The organism is Leifsonia sp. HAY1-4F (assembly GCF_056755275.1).
In genome coordinates this window covers 36,342-58,636 of the sequence record NZ_JBNDHX010000007.1, presented here as the reverse complement: position 1 = coordinate 58,636, position 22,295 = coordinate 36,342, and the positions used below count along the sequence as shown (strand labels likewise).

The 22,295-nt window shown below is 70.4% G+C and carries 16 protein-coding genes; 8 read left to right on the top strand and 8 right to left on the bottom strand.

Features of this window, described 5'->3' with window-relative positions:
- Positions 1-128: 128 nt before the first annotated feature.
- The 3 genes from ACPYOG_RS02925 to ACPYOG_RS02915 all read left to right on the top strand — a co-directional run bounded on the left by ACPYOG_RS02925 (position 129) and on the right by ACPYOG_RS02915 (position 7,405).
- On the top strand, positions 129-1,646 hold the full coding sequence (locus tag ACPYOG_RS02925) for a sugar transferase (protein WP_481292761.1): 1,518 nt from the start codon (positions 129-131) through the stop codon (positions 1,644-1,646).
- A 107-nt stretch (positions 1,647-1,753) separates the two neighbouring features.
- The gene (locus ACPYOG_RS02920) at positions 1,754-6,229 is read left to right on the top strand and encodes a PKD domain-containing protein (RefSeq protein WP_481292760.1); all 4,476 of its coding nucleotides are present in this window, start codon (positions 1,754-1,756) and stop codon (positions 6,227-6,229) included.
- Positions 6,230-6,241: 12 nt separating this feature from the next.
- Positions 6,242-7,405 (top strand): glycosyltransferase, encoded by a 1,164-nt coding sequence (locus tag ACPYOG_RS02915; protein WP_481292759.1) that lies wholly within the window; start codon positions 6,242-6,244, stop codon positions 7,403-7,405.
- 367 nt (positions 7,406-7,772) lie between these two features.
- On the opposite strand, the gene ACPYOG_RS02910 is transcribed toward ACPYOG_RS02915, so the two are convergent.
- The 7 genes from ACPYOG_RS02910 to ACPYOG_RS02880 all read right to left on the bottom strand — a co-directional run bounded on the left by ACPYOG_RS02910 (position 7,773) and on the right by ACPYOG_RS02880 (position 15,441).
- The gene (locus ACPYOG_RS02910; RefSeq protein ID WP_481292758.1) at positions 7,773-9,479 is read right to left on the bottom strand and encodes a tyrosine-protein kinase domain-containing protein; all 1,707 of its coding nucleotides are present in this window, start codon (positions 9,477-9,479) and stop codon (positions 7,773-7,775) included.
- A complete protein-coding gene (locus ACPYOG_RS02905; RefSeq protein ID WP_481292757.1) occupies positions 9,479-10,846 on the bottom strand; it encodes a hypothetical protein in 1,368 nt (455 codons plus the stop codon). The genes ACPYOG_RS02910 and ACPYOG_RS02905 overlap by 1 nt, the downstream gene beginning before the upstream one ends.
- 7 nt (positions 10,847-10,853) lie before the next feature.
- Positions 10,854-11,543, bottom strand: coding sequence for a hypothetical protein (locus tag ACPYOG_RS02900; RefSeq protein ID WP_481292756.1), 690 nt, complete (start codon positions 11,541-11,543; stop codon positions 10,854-10,856).
- A complete protein-coding gene (locus ACPYOG_RS02895; protein WP_481292755.1) occupies positions 11,540-12,463 on the bottom strand; it encodes a CDP-alcohol phosphatidyltransferase family protein in 924 nt (307 codons plus the stop codon). The genes ACPYOG_RS02900 and ACPYOG_RS02895 overlap by 4 nt, the downstream gene beginning before the upstream one ends.
- A complete protein-coding gene (locus tag ACPYOG_RS02890) occupies positions 12,460-13,707 on the bottom strand; it encodes a DUF1972 domain-containing protein (protein ID WP_481292754.1) in 1,248 nt (415 codons plus the stop codon). The genes ACPYOG_RS02895 and ACPYOG_RS02890 overlap by 4 nt, the downstream gene beginning before the upstream one ends.
- Positions 13,708-13,900: 193 nt before the next feature.
- Complete coding sequence (locus ACPYOG_RS02885) at positions 13,901-14,392, bottom strand: acyltransferase (protein ID WP_481292753.1); 492 nt, start codon at positions 14,390-14,392, stop codon at positions 13,901-13,903.
- A 26-nt stretch (positions 14,393-14,418) separates the two neighbouring features.
- Positions 14,419-15,441, bottom strand: a complete 1,023-nt coding sequence (locus ACPYOG_RS02880; RefSeq protein WP_481292752.1) for a glycosyltransferase — start codon at positions 15,439-15,441, stop codon at positions 14,419-14,421.
- Positions 15,442-15,489: 48 nt separating this feature from the next.
- Between ACPYOG_RS02880 and ACPYOG_RS02875 the strand changes: the two genes are divergently transcribed.
- Both ACPYOG_RS02875 and ACPYOG_RS02870 read left to right on the top strand, forming a co-directional pair.
- Entirely contained in the window at positions 15,490-16,443 is a 954-nt protein-coding gene (locus ACPYOG_RS02875; RefSeq protein WP_481292751.1) for a glycosyltransferase family 2 protein, read from the top strand.
- Positions 16,440-17,189, top strand: coding sequence for a polysaccharide deacetylase family protein (locus ACPYOG_RS02870; RefSeq protein WP_481292750.1), 750 nt, complete (start codon positions 16,440-16,442; stop codon positions 17,187-17,189). Before ACPYOG_RS02875 ends, ACPYOG_RS02870 begins: the two co-directional genes overlap by 4 nt.
- On the opposite strand, the gene ACPYOG_RS02865 is transcribed toward ACPYOG_RS02870, so the two are convergent.
- The gene (locus ACPYOG_RS02865; protein WP_481292749.1) at positions 17,152-18,198 is read right to left on the bottom strand and encodes a glycosyltransferase family protein; all 1,047 of its coding nucleotides are present in this window, start codon (positions 18,196-18,198) and stop codon (positions 17,152-17,154) included. The genes ACPYOG_RS02870 and ACPYOG_RS02865 overlap by 38 nt on opposite strands.
- A gap of 175 nt (positions 18,199-18,373) precedes the next feature.
- On the opposite strand from ACPYOG_RS02865, the gene ACPYOG_RS02860 reads away from it, so the two are divergent.
- The 3 genes from ACPYOG_RS02860 to ACPYOG_RS02850 are packed head-to-tail and all read left to right on the top strand — an operon-like array spanning position 18,374 to position 22,286.
- Positions 18,374-19,465: a polysaccharide pyruvyl transferase family protein gene (locus tag ACPYOG_RS02860; protein WP_481292748.1), complete on the top strand. Its 1,092-nt coding sequence runs from the start codon at positions 18,374-18,376 to the stop codon at positions 19,463-19,465.
- Complete coding sequence (locus ACPYOG_RS02855) at positions 19,462-20,778, top strand: Coenzyme F420 hydrogenase/dehydrogenase, beta subunit C-terminal domain (RefSeq protein WP_481292747.1); 1,317 nt, start codon at positions 19,462-19,464, stop codon at positions 20,776-20,778. Before ACPYOG_RS02860 ends, ACPYOG_RS02855 begins: the two co-directional genes overlap by 4 nt.
- Positions 20,775-22,286, top strand: a complete 1,512-nt coding sequence (locus ACPYOG_RS02850) for a lipopolysaccharide biosynthesis protein (RefSeq protein ID WP_481292746.1) — start codon at positions 20,775-20,777, stop codon at positions 22,284-22,286. The genes ACPYOG_RS02855 and ACPYOG_RS02850 overlap by 4 nt, the downstream gene beginning before the upstream one ends.
- Positions 22,287-22,295 lie beyond the last annotated feature (9 nt).

Here is a 22,295-nt window from a genome sequence, read left to right as displayed (position 1 = left end):
ATCCACGGAGAGCACCCCACGAGCGGAGCCGGCGGCGGTGAAGCCGTTCGAGACCACGGTTTCCCCCCAGCCGTCGTCGGCTCCCCAGCTGGACCCGGACGTGGGATCGACACCGCGGAGGTGATGGCATGACCGTCATCCGCCCGCGTCTCTTCGCACCCGGCGCCACCACAGCGCTCGGCGACCTCATGTCCGGCCGCGCGTGGGCGCGTCTCTACCGCTTCCGGCTGCTGGCGACCGATACGGCCATCATCCTCGTCGCGACGATCGGTGCGGTCTTCCTCCGTTTCGGCCTGGATGACGCGGAGACCCCCTCCACGGGATTCCGCATCGAGTACGCGTACCTGTCGCTGATCATCGCCGCCACGTGGATGTTCACCCTCACCGTCTATCACACGCGCGATCCCCGGGTGGTCGGGATGGGCGTCTCCGAGTACCGGAGGGTGGTGTCGGCGACCGCGACGACCTTCGGCCTCCTGGCCATCCTCTTCCTCGTCGCCAAGATCGACATCGCGCGCGGCTATTTCGTCGTCGCCCTGCCCGCCGGGATGGGCGGCGTGCTGTTCTCCCGCTGGCTGTGGCGGCATTGGCTCATCCGGCAGCGGACCTTCGACCACTACCTCTCGCGCGCCCTCGTGGTGGGACGCTTCGACGACGTCGACTACGTCGTCCGTCAGATCCACCAGAAGTCGGGGGCGGCCTACAACGTCGTGGGTGCCGCCCTCGACACCGGGAGGCGGAAGGGTGCGAAGAAGGACGCGGAACTTCAGCGCCATCTTGCAGCACCCGGGCGCGAGGTGCCGATCGTCTCCGACCTGGCCGGGGCGGCGGCTGCCGCCGCGCGCCTGGGCGCGGACACCGTGATCGTCGCCGGACGCGCCCTCAGCGGCGCCGACTTCGTGAAGAAGCTGGCCTGGGAGCTGGAAGGGACGGCGACCGAGCTCGTGCTCGCGTCGCCGCTCACCGACGTGGCCGGCCCCCGCATCCACTTCCGTCCGGTGGAGGGGCTCCCGCTCATCCACGTCGAGATCCCGCAGTTCGAAGGCGGAAAGCACGTCCTGAAGCGCGCGTTCGACTTCTTCGCCTCCGCCCTCGCCCTCTTCGTCCTCTCTCCGCTCTTCGTGGCGATCGCGCTGGCGGTGAAGCTCGACGACAACGGACCCGTGATCTTCACGCAGGAGCGCGTCGGCCGCAACGGCGAGCGGTTCACCATGTTCAAGTTCCGCTCGATGGTCCTCGATGCCGAGGCGCGCCTCGCCGAGCTGCAGGCGGAGAACGAAGGCCAGGGACCGCTGTTCAAGCTGAAGCACGACCCGCGGGTGACCCGGGTCGGCCACTTCCTGCGCAAGTTCTCGCTCGATGAGCTCCCGCAGTTCGTGAACGTCTTCCTGGGCGACATGAGCCTGGTAGGCCCGCGACCACCGCTTCCCTCCGAAGTCGAGGGATACGAGAACCATGTCCGCCGCCGCCTCTACATCAAGCCCGGCCTCACCGGGATGTGGCAGGTGAACGGCCGATCCGACCTCTCGTGGGAGGAGAGCGTCCGCCTGGACCTCTACTACGTCGAGAACTGGTCGCTGACCGGCGACCTCGTCATCATGTGGCGCACCGTCAAGGTGATGGCACATCCCGTCGGGGCGTACTGATGCGCCCCCGGAAGCACCACCAGCAACAGCAGCACCACCCGCACCACCAGCAGCACCGGCTCCAACCCGACCAGCCCCATCCCGACCACACAGACACCGAGGTTGTCATGAGCACATCACCCCGCCCTCGCTCTCGTTCCCTGGGCATCCTGACCGCCGTCCTCACGGCGATCGGTCTCGTCTTCGGCGGCCTCGCACTCGCCCAGCCCGCCCTCGCGGACACGGCTCCACCGGATCCGACGAATCCCGCGTCGCCACCGACGGTGAGCGCCGACGTCCTCCCCACCACGCAGATCGATGGAGTCGCGTGGGCGCAGGTCGTCGTGGGCAACACCGTGTACGTGGCGGGCAAGTTCACCACGGCCCGCCCCGCGGGAGCAGCGGCAGGGACGAACACGACGCCCCGCAGCAACCTCCTCGCGTACGACATCACCACGGGCAACCTGATCACCGGCTTCAACGTGCCGCTGAACGCACAGGCGCTGGCGATCACCGCCTCGCCGGACGGATCGCGCATCTACGTCGGCGGTGACTTCACTACGGCCGGCGGCGGCAACTACTACCGCATCGTGGCCATCAGCACCGCGACCGGCCAAGTGATCAGCTCCTTCCGGCCGATCATGGAGAGCGAGGTCCGCGCGCTCGCCGCGACGAACACCGCCGTGTACGCAGGCGGGACGTTCTCGTCCGTGAACGGGACGGCGACCGGATACATCGCCAAGATCAACGCCTCCGACGGATCGCTGAACACGACCTGGGCCGCAAGCGCCGACTACGTCGTCGACGCGCTCGCGGTCAGCCCGGACACCACCAAGGTGTACGCAGGTGGCCGCTTCCAGAACGTGAACGGCTCGAACCCGGCGTATGGCCTTGCCATGTTCGACGGCACCACCGGCGCGTTCCAGCCGTTCGGCGCCAACTCGGTGGTCCGCGACGCAGGCGACCAAGCGGGGATCACCGCCCTGGTCGCCACGAACGACCGGGTCTACGGCTCCGGCTACGTCTTCGGCACCGGCGGCAACCTGGAGGGCAGCTTCTCGGCCGACCCGAGCACCGGAAACCTGATCTGGATGGAGGACTGCCACGGCGACACGTACTCCATCTGGCCCATGAACAACGCTCTGTACGTTGCGGGGCACCCGCACTACTGCGGAAACGTCGGCGGCTTCCCGCAGACCAACCCGTGGACGTACCACCACACCATCGCGTTCTCGCAGGCGCAGACCGGCACGCTGACGAACAACGGTGACGGCGCCTACGCGAACTTCACCGGCCAGCCCTCGCCGACCCTCCTCAACTGGTTCCCGCAGTACGTCACCGGCTCCTTCACGGGCCAGGGGCAGGCGGCCTGGTCCGTAGCCGGCAACGGCAACTACCTGGTGGCCGGCGGCGAGTTCCCGTACGTGAACGGCGTGGCGCAGTACGGTCTCGTCCGCTACGCGATGGACAACGTGGTCAAGAGCAAGCTCGGCCCGAACGTGAACACCTCGCTCGTGCCGAACGCCGTCTCCTTCAAGACGGGACAGGCGCGCGTCTCCTGGACGGCGACCTACGACCAGGACAACGTGAACCTCAGCTACAAGGTGGTCCGCGACGGCAACAACGCGAGCCCCGTGTACCAGACCACACTGATCTCCAACTTCTGGACCCGGCCGTCGATGGGCTTCATCGACACAGGCCTCGCTCCGGGATCCACCCATTCGTACCGCGTGTACGTGACCGACCCCGACGGCAACCAGATCTCGCGCCTCGGCAACACGGTGACGATCGCATCCACCGATAGCGGAGGACCGTACGCCGACTCGGTGACGAACGCCGGCGCCAGCTCGTACTGGCCGCTGGACGAGGCGAGCGGAGCCATCGGCTATGACCACGTCGGATTCAGTGACCTGCAGCTGCAGGCGGGCGTCACGCGCAACGGCGTGGCCGGCCCGATCAGCGGGAGCACCGCATCCACGTTCAGCGGCGCATCCACCGGGTTCGCTGTGACGCCGTCGTCGATCACCGGTCCGAACACCTTCACGGTCTCGGCCTGGTTCAACACGACGTCGACCAGTGGAGGCAAGATCATCGGCTTCGGCAACTCCAACACCTCGACGACCTCGGGCAGCTACGACCGCCATGTCTACATGGACAACAGCGGCCGGATCTGGTTCGGCGTCTACCCGGGAGGCGTGCAGACGCTGAACAGCGGCACTGGATTCAACGACGGCCAGTGGCACCAGGTGACCGCGTCGCTCGGTGCGAACGGCATGCGGCTGTACCTCGACGGGAAGCAGGTGGGCTCGCGCACCGATGTGACGAGCGCTCAGAGCTACTCCGGCTACTGGCGGATCGGCGGTGACAACCTGGGCGGCTGGCCGAACCGGCCGAGCAGCGACTTTTTCGCCGGCAACATCGGGCAGGTCTCCCTCTACCCGACGGTGCTCGACCGGACCACGGTCGTGAACCAGTACGTCGCCTCCGGTCGCCCGTCCCCGCTTCAGGCGGCTCCCAGCGATGCCTACGGAGCGGCGGTGTACAACGCGAACCCGGACATCTACTGGCGGCTGGATGAGACCAGCGGCTCCACCGCGTTCAGCGCCGACGCCTACAGCAACAACGGCACCTACTCGGGCACCGCGACGACGAAGGGCCAGCAGGGCGTCCTCTCCGCGACCGACAAGGCGGTGAAGTTCAACACGCCTCTGCACGGCAGCGGCGGAAGCCTCGTCTCCAGCAACCAGCAGTTCGCGAACCCGACCGTCTACACCGAGGAGATCTGGTTCAAGACGTCCACGACGCAGGGCGGGAAGCTGATCGGGTTCGGCGATCAGCAGACCGGCCTGTCGAGCAGCTACGACCGCCACATCTACATGCAGAATGACGGGCGCCTGGTGTTCGGCGTCTGGACCGGCCAGGCCAACACCATCACCTCGCCCACGGCACTGAACAACAACCAGTGGCATCAGGTGGTCGGGGTGCAGGGCCCGGACGGCATGAGCCTGTACGTGGACGGCCAGCTCGTGGGCACCAACCCGCAGACCGCCGCTCAGGCATACAACGGCTACTGGCGGATCGGCGGCGACAACACCTGGGGCTCGACGAGCGCGTACTTCAACGGGACCCTGGATGAGGCGGCGATCTACCCGAGTGAGCTGACGGCACAGCAGGTGGCCAACCACTACTCGCTGGCCACCACCGGGACCCTGCCCAACCAGACGCCGACCGCCTCGTTCACGACCACGCAGAACAGCCTGACCGTGAACGTGGACGGCACCGCCTCGAACGACCCGGACGGGACCATCGCCTCCTACGCGTGGGACTTCGGTGACGGCGCGACCGCCAGCACGGCGACCGCCAGCCACACCTACGCTGCCGGGGGCACCTACACGGTGGCCCTCACCGTGACCGACAACCAGGGGTCGACCAACACCGCATCCAAGCAGGTCACGGTCGTCGCCAACCAGCCGCCGGTCGCGTCGTTCACCTCCAGCGTGTCCAACCTGACCGCCTCGTTCGACGCTTCCGCGTCGTCCGATCCGGACGGGACGGTCGCCTCCTACGCCTGGGACTTCGGTGACGGGACGACGGGAACCGGGGTGAACCCGACGCACACCTACGGCAGCGCCGGGACCTTCACGGTGAAGCTGACGGTGACGGACGACCAGGGCCTGGCCGGAACGCCGGCGCAGAACCCAGTGACCACCACCCTCGCGCCGAACCAGCCGCCGGTGGCCAGCTTCACGGCCTCGACGAACGGGCTGACGGTCAACGTGGACGGCAGCGGATCCAGCGACCCGGACGGCACTATCGCCGGCTACGCCTGGGACTTCGGTGACGGCGCCACGGCGACGACGGCGACGGCCAGCCACGCCTACGCCTCGGGCGGCACCTACACGGTGACGCTCACGGTGACGGACAACCGCGGCGGAACCAACGCCGCCACGAAGTCCGTGACCGTGACGGCACCGCCGCCCGCAGCGATCGCCTCCGACACGTTCGAGCGCACCTCGGCCAGCGGCTGGGGCAGCGCGGACCTCGGCGGAGCGTGGACCGGAGCCGGTTCGGCGACGGCGTACTCGGTGGGAAGCGGTACCGGCCAGATCGTCGGTGCAGCCGGATCCACGAAGACGCAGCTGCTGAACACGGTGTCCAGCAGCAACACGGACACCACGGTTCAGTTCACGACGGACCGCACCGCGACCGGCGGCGGGATCTTCGTCTCCGCCCTCGGCAGGGTGGTGGGCACGTCCGAGTACTCCGCCCGCGTCTGGTTCCAGTCGAGCAACCTGGCACAGCTTCAGCTGCTCCAGGGTTCGACCGCCCTCCAGCTGGTGAACATCTCCGGCCTCACCTACGCTCCGGGCACCCAGTACCAGGTCCGCGTCCAGGTCTTCGGCACCTCGCCGACCACCATCCGGGCCCGGGTCTGGAAGGTGGGCGCCACCGAGCCGGCCACCTGGCAGGCATCGGTGACGGACAGTACCGCCGCCCTGCAGGCAGCCGGCGTCGTGGGCCTCCGCGCCTACCTCTCGGGTACCGCGACTGACGTGCCGCTCACCACGAAGTTCGACAACTTCGTCGTGACGCCTGCTCAGTAGGGGCATCCGAGGATGACACACGCCAGCCGTCGCCGACCTTCGCACACCGTTCTCGTCGCGCATCCCAGCCCGGAGCTCTACGGCTCCGACCGGGTGATGCTGGAGAGCGTGAGCGGTCTGGTCGACGACGGCTGGCGTGTCGTCGTCACGGTCCCGACGGACGGACCGCTGGTCGCCGAGCTGCAGGCACGCGGAGCGTCCGTCGAGTTGTGCCCCAGCCCGGTGCTCCGCAAGAGCGTCCTCACCCCTCGAGGGTTCGCCCGGTTCCTGCGCACCTCCGCAGCATCCATCGTTCGCGGCACCGCGCTGCTGCGCCGGGAGCGACCCGCTCTCGTCTACGTCAACACGATCACCGTTCCGCTGTGGCCGCTGCTCGCCCGTGCGGCGGGCGTTCCGGTGCTGACCCATGTGCACGAGGGCGAGGCGAGCGCCTCCCGGGCAGTGCGGCGGCTCCTGGCCCTCCCCCTCTTCCTCTCGCGGGTCCTGCTGGTGAACAGCAGGTTCAGCGCGAGTGTCCTCTCGAGTTCCTTCACCCGGCTGGGCCGCCGGGCCGAAGTCGTCTACAACGCCGTGCCCGGGCCGGACCGCCGGACACCTCCACGGGAGTTCATCGCCGGGCCGCTGCGCGTGACCTACATCGGACGGCTCTCACCGCGCAAAGGAGTGGATGTGGCGATCGACGCAGTCGGACGCCTCCGCGACCGCGGCATCAGCGCCCAGCTCAACGTGGTGGGCTCGGTCTTCCCCGGCTACGAGTGGTACCAGCGGGAGCTGGCAGCCTCGGTCGGATCGAAGGACCTGGTCGGCAGCGTCCGCTTCCACGGCTTCCAGCCGTGCGTCTGGGACATCGTGGGCGACGGCGACGTCGTCGTGGTGCCGTCCCGGGTGGACGAGCCGTTCGGCAACACGGCGGTGGAGGCGTTGCTGGCCGGTCGGCCGGTGATCGCCAGTGCGACCAGCGGACTTCTGGAGGCGACGGCGGGGTACCGCACGGCGGTGACCGTCCGGCCGGACGATGCGGCCGCACTTGCGGATGCGCTGGAGCTGACCATCCACGACTGGGACACGACGCTGGAGGCGGTCGGCGGCGACGCCGACGAGGCGGAGCGCCGCCACGGCGTCGCAGGGTACCGGGAGCGGATCGCGGGCATTGTGCGGGAGGCGGCCCGGAGGTGAGGGCGGCCGGGTCGAGGTCGCGGCTTGCCGGCCCGCCGGGCCGGTCCGGCGTCGGGCTGCTGCAGAGCGTCTCGGCGGGGCTATCGAAGGAGATCCGGTGTCGAATCTCCTTCGAATGGCAGTACTGAAGGAGATTCGAACGGAATTCGTGCGAGTCTCCTCCGCTGGCGGACTCTCGCCCGGGCGATGACTGCGGACGACGGGAGTCGGCGAGAGCGGAAGCCGAGGGGCCGCTCCGGCCTGGGTATCGTCGCCTGCCGGGGCTATCGAAGGAGATCGGGTGTCGAATCTCCTTCGAATGGCAGTACTGAAGGAGATTCGAACGGTATTGGTTCGAATCTCCTTCAATAGGGGACGGCGTTCGTCGTCAGCGGCCCGGCTTCGCCTCCGGGGTTCCGCCCGTGTTGGCCAGCTCGAAGTCCTCGGTGTCCATGTCGGAGCCGGCGTCGGCGGAGGCGTCGGCGGCGTCCTCGGCGTCGGCGTCCGCCTCGGCGAGGCTGAGGTCCTCGTCGAACTCGTCGTCGAGGGGGGCGTCGTCGACGGCGTCCTCGGGGACGCGGGCGAGCTCCTCATCCTCCGAGGGCTGGGCGGGCAGGGGCGGGAGGGGCAGAGGCAGCACCGACTGACGAGCCCGACGCATCGTCAGCCGGCGCCACCGGCTCTGGGGGCCCGGGGCAGCCGTGCGGTAGTAGCTGCTCGAGCTCTTGGTGGGGGCGACGCGGTTCAGCACCAGGCCGAGGATGCGCACGCCGGACTTCTCGAGGAGGTCCATGGTCTGGGCGAGCTGCTGGCGCGATACGCGGGTGCGGTCGGCGACGACGAGCGCACCCTCGAGCGACCGTGCGACGATCGCCGCATCCACCACGGCCGTCATCGGCGGAGTGTCGAAGACGACGACGTCGTAGTCGTGCGAGACCTGCGCGATGAAGTCGGCCATGGCCCGCGACGAGAGCAGCTCGCTCGGATTCGGCGGGATGGGGCCGCTGGTGATGACATCCAGGCCGTTCCACTGCTGGACGGCATCGGCCAGGGCGACCCGGCCGACGAGGATGGAGGTCAGACCAGAGCCGCCCGGGAGGCCGGTCGCATTGGCCAGCGTCGGCCTGCGCAGGTCCGCATCCACGAGCAGCACCCGGCGGTCGCCTTCGGTGAGCGTCAGCGCCAGGTTGAGGGAGACGAGCGACTTGCCCTCGTCCTCGATGGAGGAGGTCACCACGAACGCCAGCCGGTCGGAGTCGACGCTGACGAACTCGAGACTCGACCGCAGCCGGCGGTAGCCCTCCGCCGCGCTGGAGAGCGGGTCGGCGAGCAGGATCGGGCTCGGAAGCTTCCGCCGCAGTCGCTGGATCTGGGCGAGCATCGGCACGCCGGTCACACGCGACGCGATCTCCGCCGAGCGCACGCGCGTGTCCAGCAGCTCGCGGAGCACGACCGCGAGGACTCCGAGCAGGATGCCGATGACGAAGCCCGCCACCAGGTTGAGCCGGACGTTCGGCGACGAGGGGGTGTCCGGCTTCACAGCGGTCTGGATGGTGCGCACCGACACGGTCGGGGCCCCCGCGACGCTCTTCGGCGCGATCTCCTCGACCTTCTTGCCGAGGGTCGCGGCGACGGCGTTCGCGATGTCGGCGGCCTGCTGCGCATCCGGGCTGCTGACCGAGAGCTGCATGATGACGGTGTTCTGCGGCGTGCTCACGGCGATGGAGTCGCCCAGATCGGCCGGGGTGGTCTCCAGGTCGAGCTGGTCGATCACGGGCTGCAGCACGAGCGCCGACTCGGCCAGCTGGGCGAACGAGAGCATCTGATTCTGCGTGTAGGTGGAGCCCTGGTTGAGGTCGTTGGCCGACCCGCCGAAGTTCAGCGAGAAGTACAGGCTGCTGGTGGCGGTGTAGACGGGCGTCGCGACCTGCGCGAGGCCCCATCCGCCGACCAGTCCGGCGATCGCGCCGATGGCGACGATGTACCAGAACCGTTTCAGCGCGGCACCGAACTGGTGCTGGGCCGCGGATGGAGTGCTCGAACCGGCCTCGGCAGTGGGCGGGGCCTGAGGGATGTGTCGGGCTGGCGCTGGCATCAGCGGGCGCTCCTTTCGGGCAGAGGTGCAGTCGCGACGACCGGGGGCCGCGCAGCGCGGTACCGGCCGAACGACACCAGGAGGTTCGCCTCGGCGGCGGCCGGGCGGACATGCTGGGTGGTGGCGGCGAGACCGACCGCCACCCAGAGGAACACGGAGTACTGCGTGATCAGGGCGACCGTGGCGAGCGCCGGGATCTGCGCGACCACCGCGATCGTCGCGGGAGTCGCCCTGCGGGTGACGACCAGGACGATGCCGGCACCGAGAGCGACGACGACCACGGCCAGCGCGATGAGCCCGCTCGAGAGCCCGGTGAGGATGAGCTGGCTGTCGATCGAGCGGAAGTTGCCGAAGTAGACCTGCCCGGTGGAATTCTTCTGCGCGGATCCGGCGACGCCGACGGCGTTCATGCTGCCGAGCAGGGAGAGGAGGTCGCCACGGTAGTTCGCGCTGCCGGTCGCCTCCGCTCCGGCATCGTCGAAGACGGTGGCGACGAGCGGGAAGAGCAGTGCGGAGACGATGGCGATCGCCGAGGTGAGCACGATGCGCGCGCGGCGGGAGATCGCATCCCGCATGAACACGATGGAGAGGACGAGCCCCAGCAGTGCGCCGATCATCCCGATCCGGCTGAAGGTCAGCACCGTGGCGCTGAGCATCAGCAGCACCATCCCGGCGCGCACGAGGAGGGGGAAGCGTGCCGCGAGGGTCAGCGGGATGGCGATGGCGAGGCTCGACCCGAGGGCGATCGAATGCCCGAATGCTCCTTCGGCCCGGGCGACGCCGCCGCGCTCCTGGATGGTGCCCCAGATCGCGTACATCGAGTTCCCGGAGCGGATGGTGACGAACGGGTTCCAGTGCGCCAGGAACTCGACGATGACCAGGATGCTGACGACGGTGAAGGCGATGGCCACGGCCCCGTAGATCCACGAGGGGTCCACGCGCAGGCCGGCGACCCGGCCGAAGACGTAGCCGGCGATGAAGTAGGTGAACAGCGAGAAGGCGAAGCCGACCGCGATGCCGGCGTTCGCGGTGATGAGGGAGGCGAACGCGAACACGATGAGCAGGGCCACCAGCCCGTCCATGGCGCCGAACCGGAACCCGTGCACCGGCAGCAGCACCACGGTCGCAAGGACCGCCATGCCGGAGACGGCCGGCAGGTAGTAATTGCCGTTGAAGCCGAGGCTCAGGCCGATCCAGACGGGTACGAAGCAGAGCACCGCGGTCCACACGCCGACGGCCGTCCGCGGCATCCGCCTCAGCACGATGAAGGCGGCGACGGCGACGGCGATCCCCGCCACGCCGAGCAGCGTGGTGTCCAGCGCCGTGCCGCTGAGTGCGGCGGCGATGGTCTCGGTGGCGGGGATCATGATGGGCTCACTTGAAGACGGTGATCGGCGTTCCCGCGGCGTCCGTCACGGTGACGACGGCCGAGCTGCTCTGCCCGTCGGGGATCGAGAAGACGTAGATGCCGGTCCGGGTCTCGCCCGCCTTGAGCGTGCCGAGCAGCGGCTGGGCGCCGTCGGTGAGCTCGGTGGCCGGGATGGAGGTCTTGCCGTAGTAGGCGTTCACGGCGACCTGCGCGAGGGAGACGTCGGTGCCACCCGGGTTGGCCAGCACGACCTGCACCGTGATGGCGGGACCGGCGACCTCACCGGCGCGGACCGCTTTGGCCGTCGTGTCCACCACGTGAAGCTTCGCGGTGAGCCCTCCGGCGAGGGTCGCGGTCGTGCCTGTGGAGACGACCGCTGCGACGGGGGCACCGTACCGGGGGTCGACCTTCGGCGGAGCCTGGGGCTTCGACGACGAGGTGGACTGCGGAGCCGGCGAGGCCGAAGGGGGCGGCGGGGAGTTCTTGTCGGGCGTCGGCAGCTGGAAGGGGGCCGGTGTGCCGACCGCCCTCGCCTCCGCGTTCTGCGCGCCGCGGACGGCCGCGACGGAGATCGCGACGGCGAGCAGGGCGGCGACCACCACGGCCCCGACGATGATCAGGATGCGGCGGCGCCGTCTGGACGGCTCCTGGGGGTTCTGTTCCGGGTTCTGTTCGGGACGATCGACCTTCGTCATCGGAGGTCCCCCTTCTCTTCTGGTCGGGCCTGTTCGGGTGGGGTGTCGATTGGTGCCTGCTCGGGTGGCAGCTGTTCGTGCGCCTGGGCGGGTCTCCAGGAGCGCAGCTCACGGAACCACTTGACCGCCGCGAGGAGCAGGAACACGGTGGTCGCGACGGCGATCAGCGTGTACAGGGTGACGAAGACGGGGATCGCGCCGAGAGTGAGGAACGACAGGCACAGCACCCCGTAGTCCATCGGCAGCACGGCGAGGGCGCGCAGCCAGGACGGCCGTCCGGAGGCATCCTCGGCGAGGGGGACCGATCCCTGCGTCCGCCGCCGGAGCTGCTCGGTCAGGATCATGCCGAAGAACAGCACGGCCGAGACGATCGCGAAGGCGATCGGCACGAGGAGCCACGGGACCGGGACCACCTGGAAGCGGTAGAAACCGACGGCGAGCGCGAGAGGCATGGTGGACACCTTGGTCGCGTCCACCATGTGGTCGAGCCACTCGCCGGCCGGGCTGCTGGTGCCGAGGAGCCGAGAGAGCTGGCCGTCGGCCGAGTCGAAGGCGTAGCCGACGAGGAGGAGCAGCGCGACGAGGACGCCCAGCAGCCACGATGGTGGGAACAGCACCAGCAGCAGGATGGCGGCGAAGGTCCACACGGCGCTGATGGCCGTCACCGCGTTCGGGGTGAACCGTGCGCGGTACGCCCACGCGGCCAGGTACCGTCCGATGCGCCGGTTGACGAACCGCGAGTAGGCGGGCGCCGAACGCGCCGGGGGCTTCTGTGCGGCGCGGAGGCGGCGCAGGGCGTCGGCGAATGTCTCGCCGCTCGCGGGCGACGGGACGCTGGACGGGGTCGGGATGCTGGCCGACGACGGAACGCTGGCTGGGGTCGGGATGCCGGCCGGGAACTCCGCCCGCTGCCCGCTCATCGTGCCGCTCCGTGGATGCGACCCTCGACGCCGGCGGTGCCGCGCCCCGGGATACGCCCGGCACGCTCCTCGGCGGCCTGACGGCCCGCGGCTCCGGTCCGCTGGCGGCCCCAGGGGCGAGCCGGCCGGACCAGCTCGTGCGCGGCGAGCCGGAGGCAGAGCTGCTCGTAGCGGTCGGCGACATCGTCCCAGTCGTATTCGGTGGCACGGCGGGCGGCTGCGCTGCGGCGCCGCTCCAGGAGGGCCGGCTCGGCGTCCGCAGTGTCGATGGCCGAAGCCACGCCGGAGGCGTCCAAGAAGTACGCCGCGGCCGCGCCTGCCACCTCGCGGTTGAACGACACGTCGTAGGCGATGACGGCGGTTCCCGCGCCGAGCGCGCGCAGCAGGGAGGGGTTCGTCCCGCCCACCGAGTGGCCGTGCAGGTAGGTGGCCGCACCGGCGTAGAGCTGGTCGAGGAGGCGCTGGTCCCACACGCCGCCGAGGAAGCGCACGCGCTCATCAGCAGCGTTGCGCACACGCCGGCTGTACTCCTCCGCGTAGGGCGCGGACCCGACGACGACGAGCGGCTTCGTGGACCGGCTGCGCACGTAGCCCTCGACGATGAGGTTCACGTGGTTCTCGGCTTCGAAGCGCGCGACGACGAGGTGGTAGCCGCCGGCCTGCAGGCCGACCCCCTCCAGGAGGTCGTCGCCCGGAGTGACCGCCGGCGCGCCATAGGCGATGAGCTGCGTCTCCGCGCGGAACTCGTCGCGGTAGTAGTCGGCGATCCCCTGCGCGTCGGCGATGAGGGCATCGGACCAGCGCACCGCGAGGGATTCGGCGGTGCGGTAGTAGGCCTGGCCCATGCGTCCCCACTTGGCGCGACGCCACTCCAGTCCATCGACGTGGGTGGCGACGGGGATGCACGCCGCACGCAATGCGGGCAGGTAGGGCGCATTGGCGGCGTTGAACACGATGGCGGCATCCGTCCGGTGGCGGAGCAGATGTGCGACCGAGAGACCGGTGTGGCTCAGGGTCTCCAGGCTCCGCCGGTGCATCGCGCCCCGGTGGATCAGCCGCATCCCCTCGTACTCGGCCGGTCGGTCGTCCGTCTTCGCCGAGCGGCAGTAGACGACGACGTCGTGCCCCCAGGCCGCCAGCCGGGTGCCGACCTCCTCCACGCAGGTCTCGAACCCCCCGTAGCGCGCCGGTACGCCACGCGTACCGACGAGCGCGACGCTGATGCGCCTTCCCCCATCGACCATTGGATGCTCGCTCTCACTTCTCTCGGATACACGGCGGCTCGGCCAACGATGTCTCCGCGAGCCTCCCTCGGGAGAGAGGACGGAACGGCTATCAGGTCGCATCAGGGGTCGGGTCGCTGTTGCATCACCAGACTAAGCGAGAATTCCTCAGCTGTCGCCCCCCTCATCAGAGGGCCATGGGTCAGAGGCTGGCTTACTCCCAGTCCGAGGCGTCACCGAGGCGCTTGGCGGGGTTGCCTGCGACGATCGCACCGGCCTCCACGTCCCGGGTCACGACCGAGCCGGCGGCCACGACCGCACCATTCCCGATCGTCACGCCCTTCAGGATCATCGCCCCGGTGCCCACGAGAACATGACGCCCGATCCGGATAGGAGCCGTATGGGGAAGCACGTCGCCGTTCGGGCGCGTGATCCGGTGGAAGTCGGTATCGAGCAGCTGCACCTCCCAAGAGATCCGTGTCCGCTCACCCACGACCAGCCCCGACGCGACGTTCACCGTGCAGCGTGGGCCGATGGCACTCCCCCTCTCGAGCCGGAGGGTGGCGTTCTCCTTCACCCAGAGGCGTGCGCCCTTCTGGATGATGCTGCCGCGCGCAAGCTCGTACCGTCCCTGTCCGCCCAGCCGGACTCCGGCTGCGAGGCGCGCTCCGGGGTGACCTCGGAGGACGCCGCGGGCAAGCTCCACGTACCGCTGTATGCGACCACGCACTTTCATCGCTCCCCCTCGGTTCGAGCCGTCGCCTGCATCGTACGGCCACGACCTTCTGCCCGTGCAGCGAGCTCGGCCCGGGCGATCCGCCGTCCGTCGCGCAAGCCCCGCCAGGCCGCCCGCAGCGGCGCGACCGGGTGGAGGAACTGGCGACGGCCGCCCTGCAGCAGGATCTCCCAGGCGACGCGGGGCGAGGTCCGCAGCCACCGGGCGAGGTCGTCGTCCGGCAGGTTGAGCGCGGCGAAGAGCATCCGGTTGCGGATGTTGAAGTAGTAGTAGCCCGCGGACTTCGCAGTCGCCGCGCTCTCCGCGCCCGGCTGCTGCGTGCCTCCCTCGGCGTGCGTGACAGTCGCGCTGTCGAGGAGCGTCAGGCGGCCGCCGGCCCTGCGGACCCGGAACGACAGCTCCACATCCTCCCAGTAGAGGAAGTAGCCGTCGCCGAAGCCGCCCGCGCGCTCCCACAGTGGCAGCGCCATGCAGAGGCACGCGCCGCTGAGCCACGGCTCGGCCCGTCGTTCGGGTGGCTGCGGCCGCCGGCGCGCCGACGTCATCCGCCCATCCACCAGGGAAACGTCGGCGCCGGCCGACCAGACCGACCCGTCCGGGCGAAGGATGCGCGGCGCGACCAGGGCGTCGGGGTCGGCGATCACCGCGTCCAACAGTGCGCGGGCATCCGTCGGCGCGATCACGGCATCCGGGTTGAGGAGCAGGATGCGCTCGGCGCCCGCCTCGGCGGCACGTGCGACCCCGGCGTTCATGCCGGCCCCGAAGCCGGGGTTGTGGTCGGGAAGGACGGCGATCCAGCCCTCCTGCCGGCACAACGCGACGATCTCCTCGCGTTCGGGGTCCGTGCTGAAGCTGTCCACCACGACCGTCAGCAGGCCCGTCGCTGCGCGGGAGAGCGGCGCGAGGTTCTCCGCGAGGAGCCGCGAGGATCCGTAATTGACCACGACGACCGCCTCGCCCGCGAACGACGGCGTAGGTTCGGGCCGCGCCGCCGACGTGTCCCGGGTCGGGTCTGGCATAGACTTCCGCTCTGACGTGAGGGGGTGACCGTGCAACCGGAGGAACCGGTGACAGTGACGATAGCCGTGCCGACGTTCCACCGTCCAGCCGAACTCGGCGCGCTGCTGCCCATGCTGCTGGCCCACGCCACTGAGGCCGGCGCGCCCTATCCCACCACGGTGCTCGTCGTCGACAACGACCCGGAGGGCAGCGGCAAGGCCGTCGTGGATGCGCTTTCGGATGCCCGCGCACGTGCCGTCGTCGAGTCCCACCCCGGAATCTCGGCCGTGCGGAACCGTGCGCTGAGCGAAGCCGGAACCCGGTTGCTCGCCTTCATCGACGACGACGAGCTTCCGCACGACGGCTGGCTCGTGCGCCTCCTCGAGACCTGGAGCTCGTCCGGCCGGCCCGCCGCCGTCTCGGGCCGGGTCGTGGCCGAGTTCCGTGGCGAGCTCGACCCATGGCTGGCCGCCGGCTCGTTCTACGTCCGCCGCCGGATGCCCACCGGGACGCCCATCGACGTCGCGGCCGCCGGAAACCTCCTGCTCGATCTCGAACAGGTGGCCGCGGCCGGTGTCCGGTTCGCCGACGACCTGGGGCTGAGCGGCGGAGAGGACACGTTGTTCAGCCGGCAGCTCCACGGCCGGGGCTACCGGATGGTGTGGTGCGACGAGTCGGCGATCACCGACGTCGTCCCGCCCGAGCGGATGACGCGTCGTTGGGTGCTGCAGCGGGCCTGGAGTCACGGCAACTCGACCAGCACGATCCGCATCCGACTCGCTCCGACTCGCCTCCGCCGCGCTCTCGCGCGAGTCTCGGCAGTCGCCGGGGGCTGCGTCCGCGTGGTCGGCGGCGCCGGCCGTTGGCTCGTGGGCCGGATCACCGGATCGCTCCGCCATCAGGCCCGGGGCGCTCGCGCCGTCTGGCGCGGCGGCGGGATGGTGTCCGGGGCGTTCGGCGTCGTGTACCAGGAGTACGCGCGCACCGGCCGCGCCGGCGAAGCCGCGGGGGCGGACGCGTGAGGCTGCGTCGCGCGGACCTTCGTCGCTTCGGGCGCGACACCATCCGGTTCGCGCTTGCGCCCGTCGGCTCCGTCGTGTCGGTGCGCACCTCCGCGCCCGAGCTCGTCCTGACCTACGATGACGGCCCGGTCGCCGGCATGACCGATCGCCTCCTCGAGCTACTGGCCTCCCGCTCGGCGACGGCCACCTTCTTCGTCCTCCTGTCGCGCGTGCGGCGCGACCCCGCACTCACCCGTGCGCTCCTGGAGGGCGGTCACGAGGTCGCCCTGCACGGCATCGACCACGTCGATGCGGCGACCATCGCACCCGACGTCTTCCGCCGCCGGATGCATGACGGCCGCCGCGAGCTCGAGGACACGATCGGCCGCGAGGTGCGCTGGTACCGGCCGCCCTACGGCCACCTGACGTTCGCCGGCTGGCGCTCGGTACGGGATGCGGGGCTCACGCCGGTCATCTGGAGCACCTCCGTCCGGGATGGGGCTGCAGCGCTGACGGACGACGAGCGCATCGCCGCAGCCCAGGCCGGAGCGTGGCGGGGCGCGATCCTGCTCGCCCACGACAACTTCGCGTCCGCCCTCGACGGGGTCGACGACGGACCGGAGCCGCAGGTCGACCGTCTGCGGCTCGCCTCCGAGATCCTCGACATCTCCGCGGCAAGGGGCCTCCGCGTCCGATCCCTCGGTGAGGCGCTCGAATCGGGGCGCGTCGTCAACCGGGGCGTCTTCGTCCGGTCCCGCGCCCGCTGAGCTCGATGGCGCGACGGTAAGCGTCCACGTGGCGCCGGCCCGTCTCCTCCCAGCCGCGTCTGCGGAGGTCCGGGCGAACGTCCGGGTCGCGCTGCCCCACAGCGGCGAGCGCGCGCTCGAGGTCGGCCGCGGTCAACGGCGGCTGGTAGCGCTGGACCCAGAGCTCCCCGACCTCTGCCCCGAGCATCCGGTTCACCTCGTTGTCCGGTACGAGCACCGGACGATCGAGGGACAGGGTCGACAGTGCGCCGCCGGAGTTGTGCATCTCGCGGTACGGCAGCACGATGAGCTCCGCCTCGGTGACCGCGGCGACCAGCTCCTCGTCCGAGAGGAAGGCGAAGTGGAGGGCGATGCGGTCGTCCCCGCGCGCTGCCTCGCGCAGCTGCCCGGCGAGCTCGTCGGAGGACGGCTTGCCCGAGACGGTCAGCGTCGCTTGCGGCTCGGGCGGCGGCGACCGGAAGGCTGAGCGGAAGGCGGCGATGAGCGCATCCACGCCCTTGTAGCGCCGGACCAGCCCCACGTAGGCGAGCCGTCCCTGAGTGGCCGGATGCTTGGGGTAGCGGGCGAACCATTCGCGGTAGTGCCCGTGCTCGATCGTCTCGACGGCCGACCCCTCCGGCACCGGAGTGAGGGGATTCAGCCGGATGCGGAGAGTGGTGGAGCGGTCGATCAAGCGCAGCAGCCCCCGCTCTCGCCTGCTGATCCCGTCCGGGATCTCCAGGTTGTGGGCGGTGCGCACGATCGGCGTCCTGGTCAGCCGCAGCTTCGCGACGAGCGCGAGGGTGAGCACCTGCCGCACGGCCTTCTTGAGCGGGCTGTGACCCGAGACCAGGATCTCCGGCCAGTGGACGTGGAAGACGTCGTACCGGCCGAGCAGCGCTCGACGCCAGGTGAACGTGCGGACCTCGACACCCGGCTGCGCGGCGACGGCGTCGCGCAGCATGATCAGGTACGGGTTGGTGGTCGGGCGCGGGTCAGGGAAGGACTGCTGCACGACGAGCTCGCGCATCTCTCCCCCTCCGGCCGGTATGCGGTCCACTCTGGCACGCCGCGGCAGTTGCCTCACGCACCCTCAATTGGGGTCACGCGCCGCGCGTCCGCTGGCTAAGATACATGAGTAAGTCTCACTTGGGCGCGCTGGGCGCCTGCGTCCGATGTCCCACCGACCCGACCCGGGAGCGCCGATGCGAACACTGATCCTCTGGGCCGACGACGCATCGCCGAATCTCGGCGTGCGCGCGCTCGGCGCGGGGACAGCGGCCCTCCTGAGACGTGTGCATCCACAGAGCGAGATCGTCTTCCAGAACTACGGGATGCGCGCCCCACAACTGCCGATCGGCCGGCTCCGCTCGCTCCTCGCAGAGCGGGTGACCGGGCGTAAGGGGATGCAGCGCTGGCTCGCCGGGTTCGACCTCGTGATCGACACGCGCTCGGGCGACAGCTTCGCCGACATCTACGGCACCCGCCGACTCGCCGTCATGTCGGCCGTCGCCGAGTTCGCGGCCCAGTCGGGCGTCCCCGTCGTCCTCGGGCCGCAGACGATCGGACCGTTCCAGACGGCGACCGGCCGCGCTCTCGCCCGGCGCAGCCTCCGGCGATCGCAGCTGGTGATGGCCCGCGACAGCGAGAGCTCCGACGCCGCCCGGGCTCTGGGCCGCCCGGTCGACGTTCTCACCACAGACGTCGTCTTCGCGCTCCCGCGCCCGGAGGTGCAGAAGAGCCGGGATGTCGTCCTCAACGTCTCCGGACTGCTCTGGCACCCGAATCCGCACGTCGACAGCTCGCGCTACCGCCGGACCATCCACCGGCTGCTCGACGGGCTGGCCGCGGAAGGGCGCGAGGTGACGCTGCTCGCCCATGTCCTCGAATCCGACAACCCCGACTCGGACATCCACGCCATCTCCGAGCTCCTCGCCGAGCGGAAGGACCGGCTGGATACCGTCGTGCCCGGTGGGCTGGAGGATGTCCGCCAGACGGTCGCCTCCGCGAATGTGGTGCTCGGCTCGCGCATGCATGCGTGCCTGAACGCGCTCTCGACCGGGACTCCCGCGGTGCCGCTCGCCTACTCCCGCAAGTTCGGCCCCCTGCTCGCCGACCTCGGCTGGACGCGCTCGGTCGATCTGCGGACGGCCGCGGACCCCGTGGAGGAGGTGCTCGCGCAGATCGCCGACCCCCACCTCGCAGCGGACGCCGCCCGGGTGCTGGACGTCACGGCAGACCGGCTCGAAGGCGCGGTCGCAGCGCTCTCGCGCGGCCTCGATCGGGTCGCCGCATGACCGCCACGATACGAACCTCCACGAGCGACGCGACCGGCGCGCGGACCGCCGCGTTGCGTGCTGCGGTCGCCCGCGTCGTCGCCTCCGGAAACTGCAGCGGATGCGGCGCGTGCACCCTCCTCGACCCCGGTCTCCGGATGCGCCTCGACGAGGAGGGCAACCTCCGGCCCGTACCGGTGGACTCCCAGCCGGTGGACTCCTCGCAGGCACCGGTCGACGCCGCGCCCGTGGGGCCGGACGTGGTCCGCCGGTTCGAGGAGGCGTGCCCGGGCGTCACCGTCCGTGCGGTGCGGCCCCCGTCGACCCGGCGGCACCCGACGATGGGCCCCTACCTCCGGGTCTGGATGGCGTGGGCGACCGACACCGACGTCCGGTTCCGGGGAAGCAGCGGCGGCGCGCTCACGGCGATCGCCGCCTGGATGCTCGAGACCGGCCAGGCCGCCCGGATGGTCGGAGCCCGTGCCGACACGCAGGAGCCGCGCCGGACCGTGAGCGTCAGCATCCTCTCCCGAGAGGAGGCCTTGGCGGCCGCCGGCTCCCGCTATGCACCCACGGCGAGCGCCTCCCGTCCGGAGGCTCTGCTCCCCGGCACGGTCATGGTCGGGAAGCCGTGCGAGGTCAGTGCGATCCGTGCGCTGACCTCCCGCCCGGATGGGCGCCAGGACGACAATCCCGTGCTCCTCTCCTTCTTCTGCGCCGGCACACCTAGTCAGCACGCGACCGACCGACTGGCGGCGGAGCTCGGGTCGCCGGCCGGGACACCCGTGAGCGACCTCTGGTATCGCGGGCGCGGCTGGCCCGGACGGTTCACGGTCCAGCGCCCGGATGGGACGTCGAGCGACGCGAGCTACGACGAGTCCTGGGGCTCCGCCCTCGGTCCTGCAACCCAGTGGCGCTGCAAGATCTGCCCGGACGGAATCGGCGAGAGCGCCGACATCACGGCAGCAGACTTCTGGGAGTCGGACGGACAGGGGTATCCGGTTTTCGCCGACGGCGACGGCCGCAGCGCCCTCATCGCGCGTACCGAGCGCGGCTACGACATCGTCCTGCGTGCGATCGAGGCCGGAGTCATCTCGGTCAGCACGATCGACCTCGACGAGCTGGCCGCCGTCCAGCCCCTGCAGACCACCCGTCGCAGCACACTGGCCGGACGCCTCGCCGGTGCGCGGCTCGCCGGGAACCCCGTCCCGCACTACCGGGGGTTCGGGCTGTTGGCCCTCGCACTTCCGCGGCTGCGCGAGGTGGTGCGGGTCGCGCGCGGAACCTATCGACGCGCCCGGGATCGCCGGGCCGCTGCCGGGCTGCGGTCATGACCATCCGCACCCCGCGCTCGCGGCCCGGGCGGCATGACGCTGCAGACCCCGAAGACACGCGCGGCCTCGGCGGCCGGGCGGTCCGCGGGGCGGCCGTCACCCTGGGCGCGCAGGGCGGCAAGGTCGTCGTGCAGGTCGCCTCCGTCATCGTCCTGGCGCGGCTGCTGAGCCCCCACGACTACGGCCTGATCGCCATGGTCGTCGCCATCATCGGCGTGGGCGAGCTCTTCCGTGACTTCGGGCTCTCGTCCGCCTCCATCCAGGCGCCGAGCGTCAGCCGCGGCCAGCGCGGCAACCTGTTCTGGATCAACGCCGGGATCGGCGCGGTCCTCACGGCGATCGTCTTCAGCGGAGCGGGACTCATCGCCTTGGCGTTCCGCCAACCGGACCTGGTGCCGATCGCACACGCACTGGCCTTCACGTTCCTGATCAACGGGCTGGGCACCCAGTACCGAGCCGATCTCGTGCGACGGATGCGCTTCTCCGCTGTCGCGACCGCCGACATCCTCGCTCCGGCCGTCGCCCTGGCCGTCGCGATCGTCTCCGCGCTCGCCGGCTGGGGATTCTGGGCGCTGGTCGCGCAGCAGCTCACCCAGGCACTCGTGCTGCTCGTCGTGCTGATCGTCGCGGCGGGCTGGCTTCCGGGACTCCCCCGACGCGATGCGCCGGTCGGCGCGTTCCTCGCCTTCGGCTGGAACATGCTCGCGTCCCAGTTGGTCAGCTACGTCAGCAACAACATCGACAACGTCCTCGTCGGTGCTCGCTTCGGCCCGGCCGCCCTGGGCGTGTACAGCCGGGCCTTTCAGCTCCTGATGACGCCCCTGAACCAGGTTCGCATCCCGTTGACCACCGTCGCGCTGCCGCTCTTCTCGCGGCTCCAGAACGAGAAGGAACGGTTCGGCGAGTGGCTCGCCCGCGGTCAGCTCGCCCTCGGCTACACGATCGTGACCGGCCTGGCGCTCGTCGCCGGCGCCTCCGACCCGTTGACCTCGCTCCTCCTCGGCCCGAAATGGAGCGCGGCCGCGCCGATCCTGCGGCTCTTCGCGGTCGCGGGTATCTTCCAGATCCTCGCCTTCGTCGGCTACTGGGCCTACGTGTCGCGCGGTCTCACCGGTGCGCTGCTTCGCTACTCGCTGGTGAGCGCTGCGATCAAGGTCGTCTGCATCGTCATCGGCTCGCTCGGAGGCGTGCTCGGAGTCGCGATCGCCTATGCCGTCGCGCCTGCCCTGTCATGGCCTATCTCATTGTGGTGGCTGGCACGCAATACGGATGTCCCGATCGGACGGCTGTACGCCGGCGCAGCCCGGGTGCTCGCCTGCGCGATTCTCGGCGGCGGCGCCGCCTGGGCGGCATGCACGACGGCCGCCGCCCTGGGCACAGTGGTCCAGGTGGCGGCGGCCGTCGTGGCGCTGGCGCTGGTCTACGGGGTAGCGGTCCTGCTCATCCCCGCGATCCGGCGGGATCTGGCGGGAGTGATCGCCGTGGCGCGGCTCCTCCGCTCCCGCTGATCGCGCTGC

Coding starts and splice junctions, on each gene's coding strand:
- ACPYOG_RS02925 (WP_481292761.1), top strand. CDS start 129: ATGACCGTCATCCGCCCGCGTCTCTTCGCACCCGGCGCCACCACAGCG.
- ACPYOG_RS02920 (WP_481292760.1), top strand. CDS start 1,754: ATGAGCACATCACCCCGCCCTCGCTCTCGTTCCCTGGGCATCCTGACC.
- ACPYOG_RS02915 (WP_481292759.1), top strand. CDS start 6,242: ATGACACACGCCAGCCGTCGCCGACCTTCGCACACCGTTCTCGTCGCG.
- ACPYOG_RS02910 (WP_481292758.1), bottom strand. CDS start 9,479: ATGCCAGCGCCAGCCCGACACATCCCTCAGGCCCCGCCCACTGCCGAG.
- ACPYOG_RS02905 (WP_481292757.1), bottom strand. CDS start 10,846: ATGATCCCCGCCACCGAGACCATCGCCGCCGCACTCAGCGGCACGGCG.
- ACPYOG_RS02900 (WP_481292756.1), bottom strand. CDS start 11,543: ATGACGAAGGTCGATCGTCCCGAACAGAACCCGGAACAGAACCCCCAG.
- ACPYOG_RS02895 (WP_481292755.1), bottom strand. CDS start 12,463: ATGAGCGGGCAGCGGGCGGAGTTCCCGGCCGGCATCCCGACCCCAGCC.
- ACPYOG_RS02890 (WP_481292754.1), bottom strand. CDS start 13,707: ATGGTCGATGGGGGAAGGCGCATCAGCGTCGCGCTCGTCGGTACGCGT.
- ACPYOG_RS02880 (WP_481292752.1), bottom strand. CDS start 15,441: ATGCCAGACCCGACCCGGGACACGTCGGCGGCGCGGCCCGAACCTACG.
- ACPYOG_RS02865 (WP_481292749.1), bottom strand. CDS start 18,198: ATGCGCGAGCTCGTCGTGCAGCAGTCCTTCCCTGACCCGCGCCCGACC.
- ACPYOG_RS02860 (WP_481292748.1), top strand. CDS start 18,374: ATGCGAACACTGATCCTCTGGGCCGACGACGCATCGCCGAATCTCGGC.
- ACPYOG_RS02855 (WP_481292747.1), top strand. CDS start 19,462: ATGACCGCCACGATACGAACCTCCACGAGCGACGCGACCGGCGCGCGG.
- ACPYOG_RS02850 (WP_481292746.1), top strand. CDS start 20,775: ATGACCATCCGCACCCCGCGCTCGCGGCCCGGGCGGCATGACGCTGCA.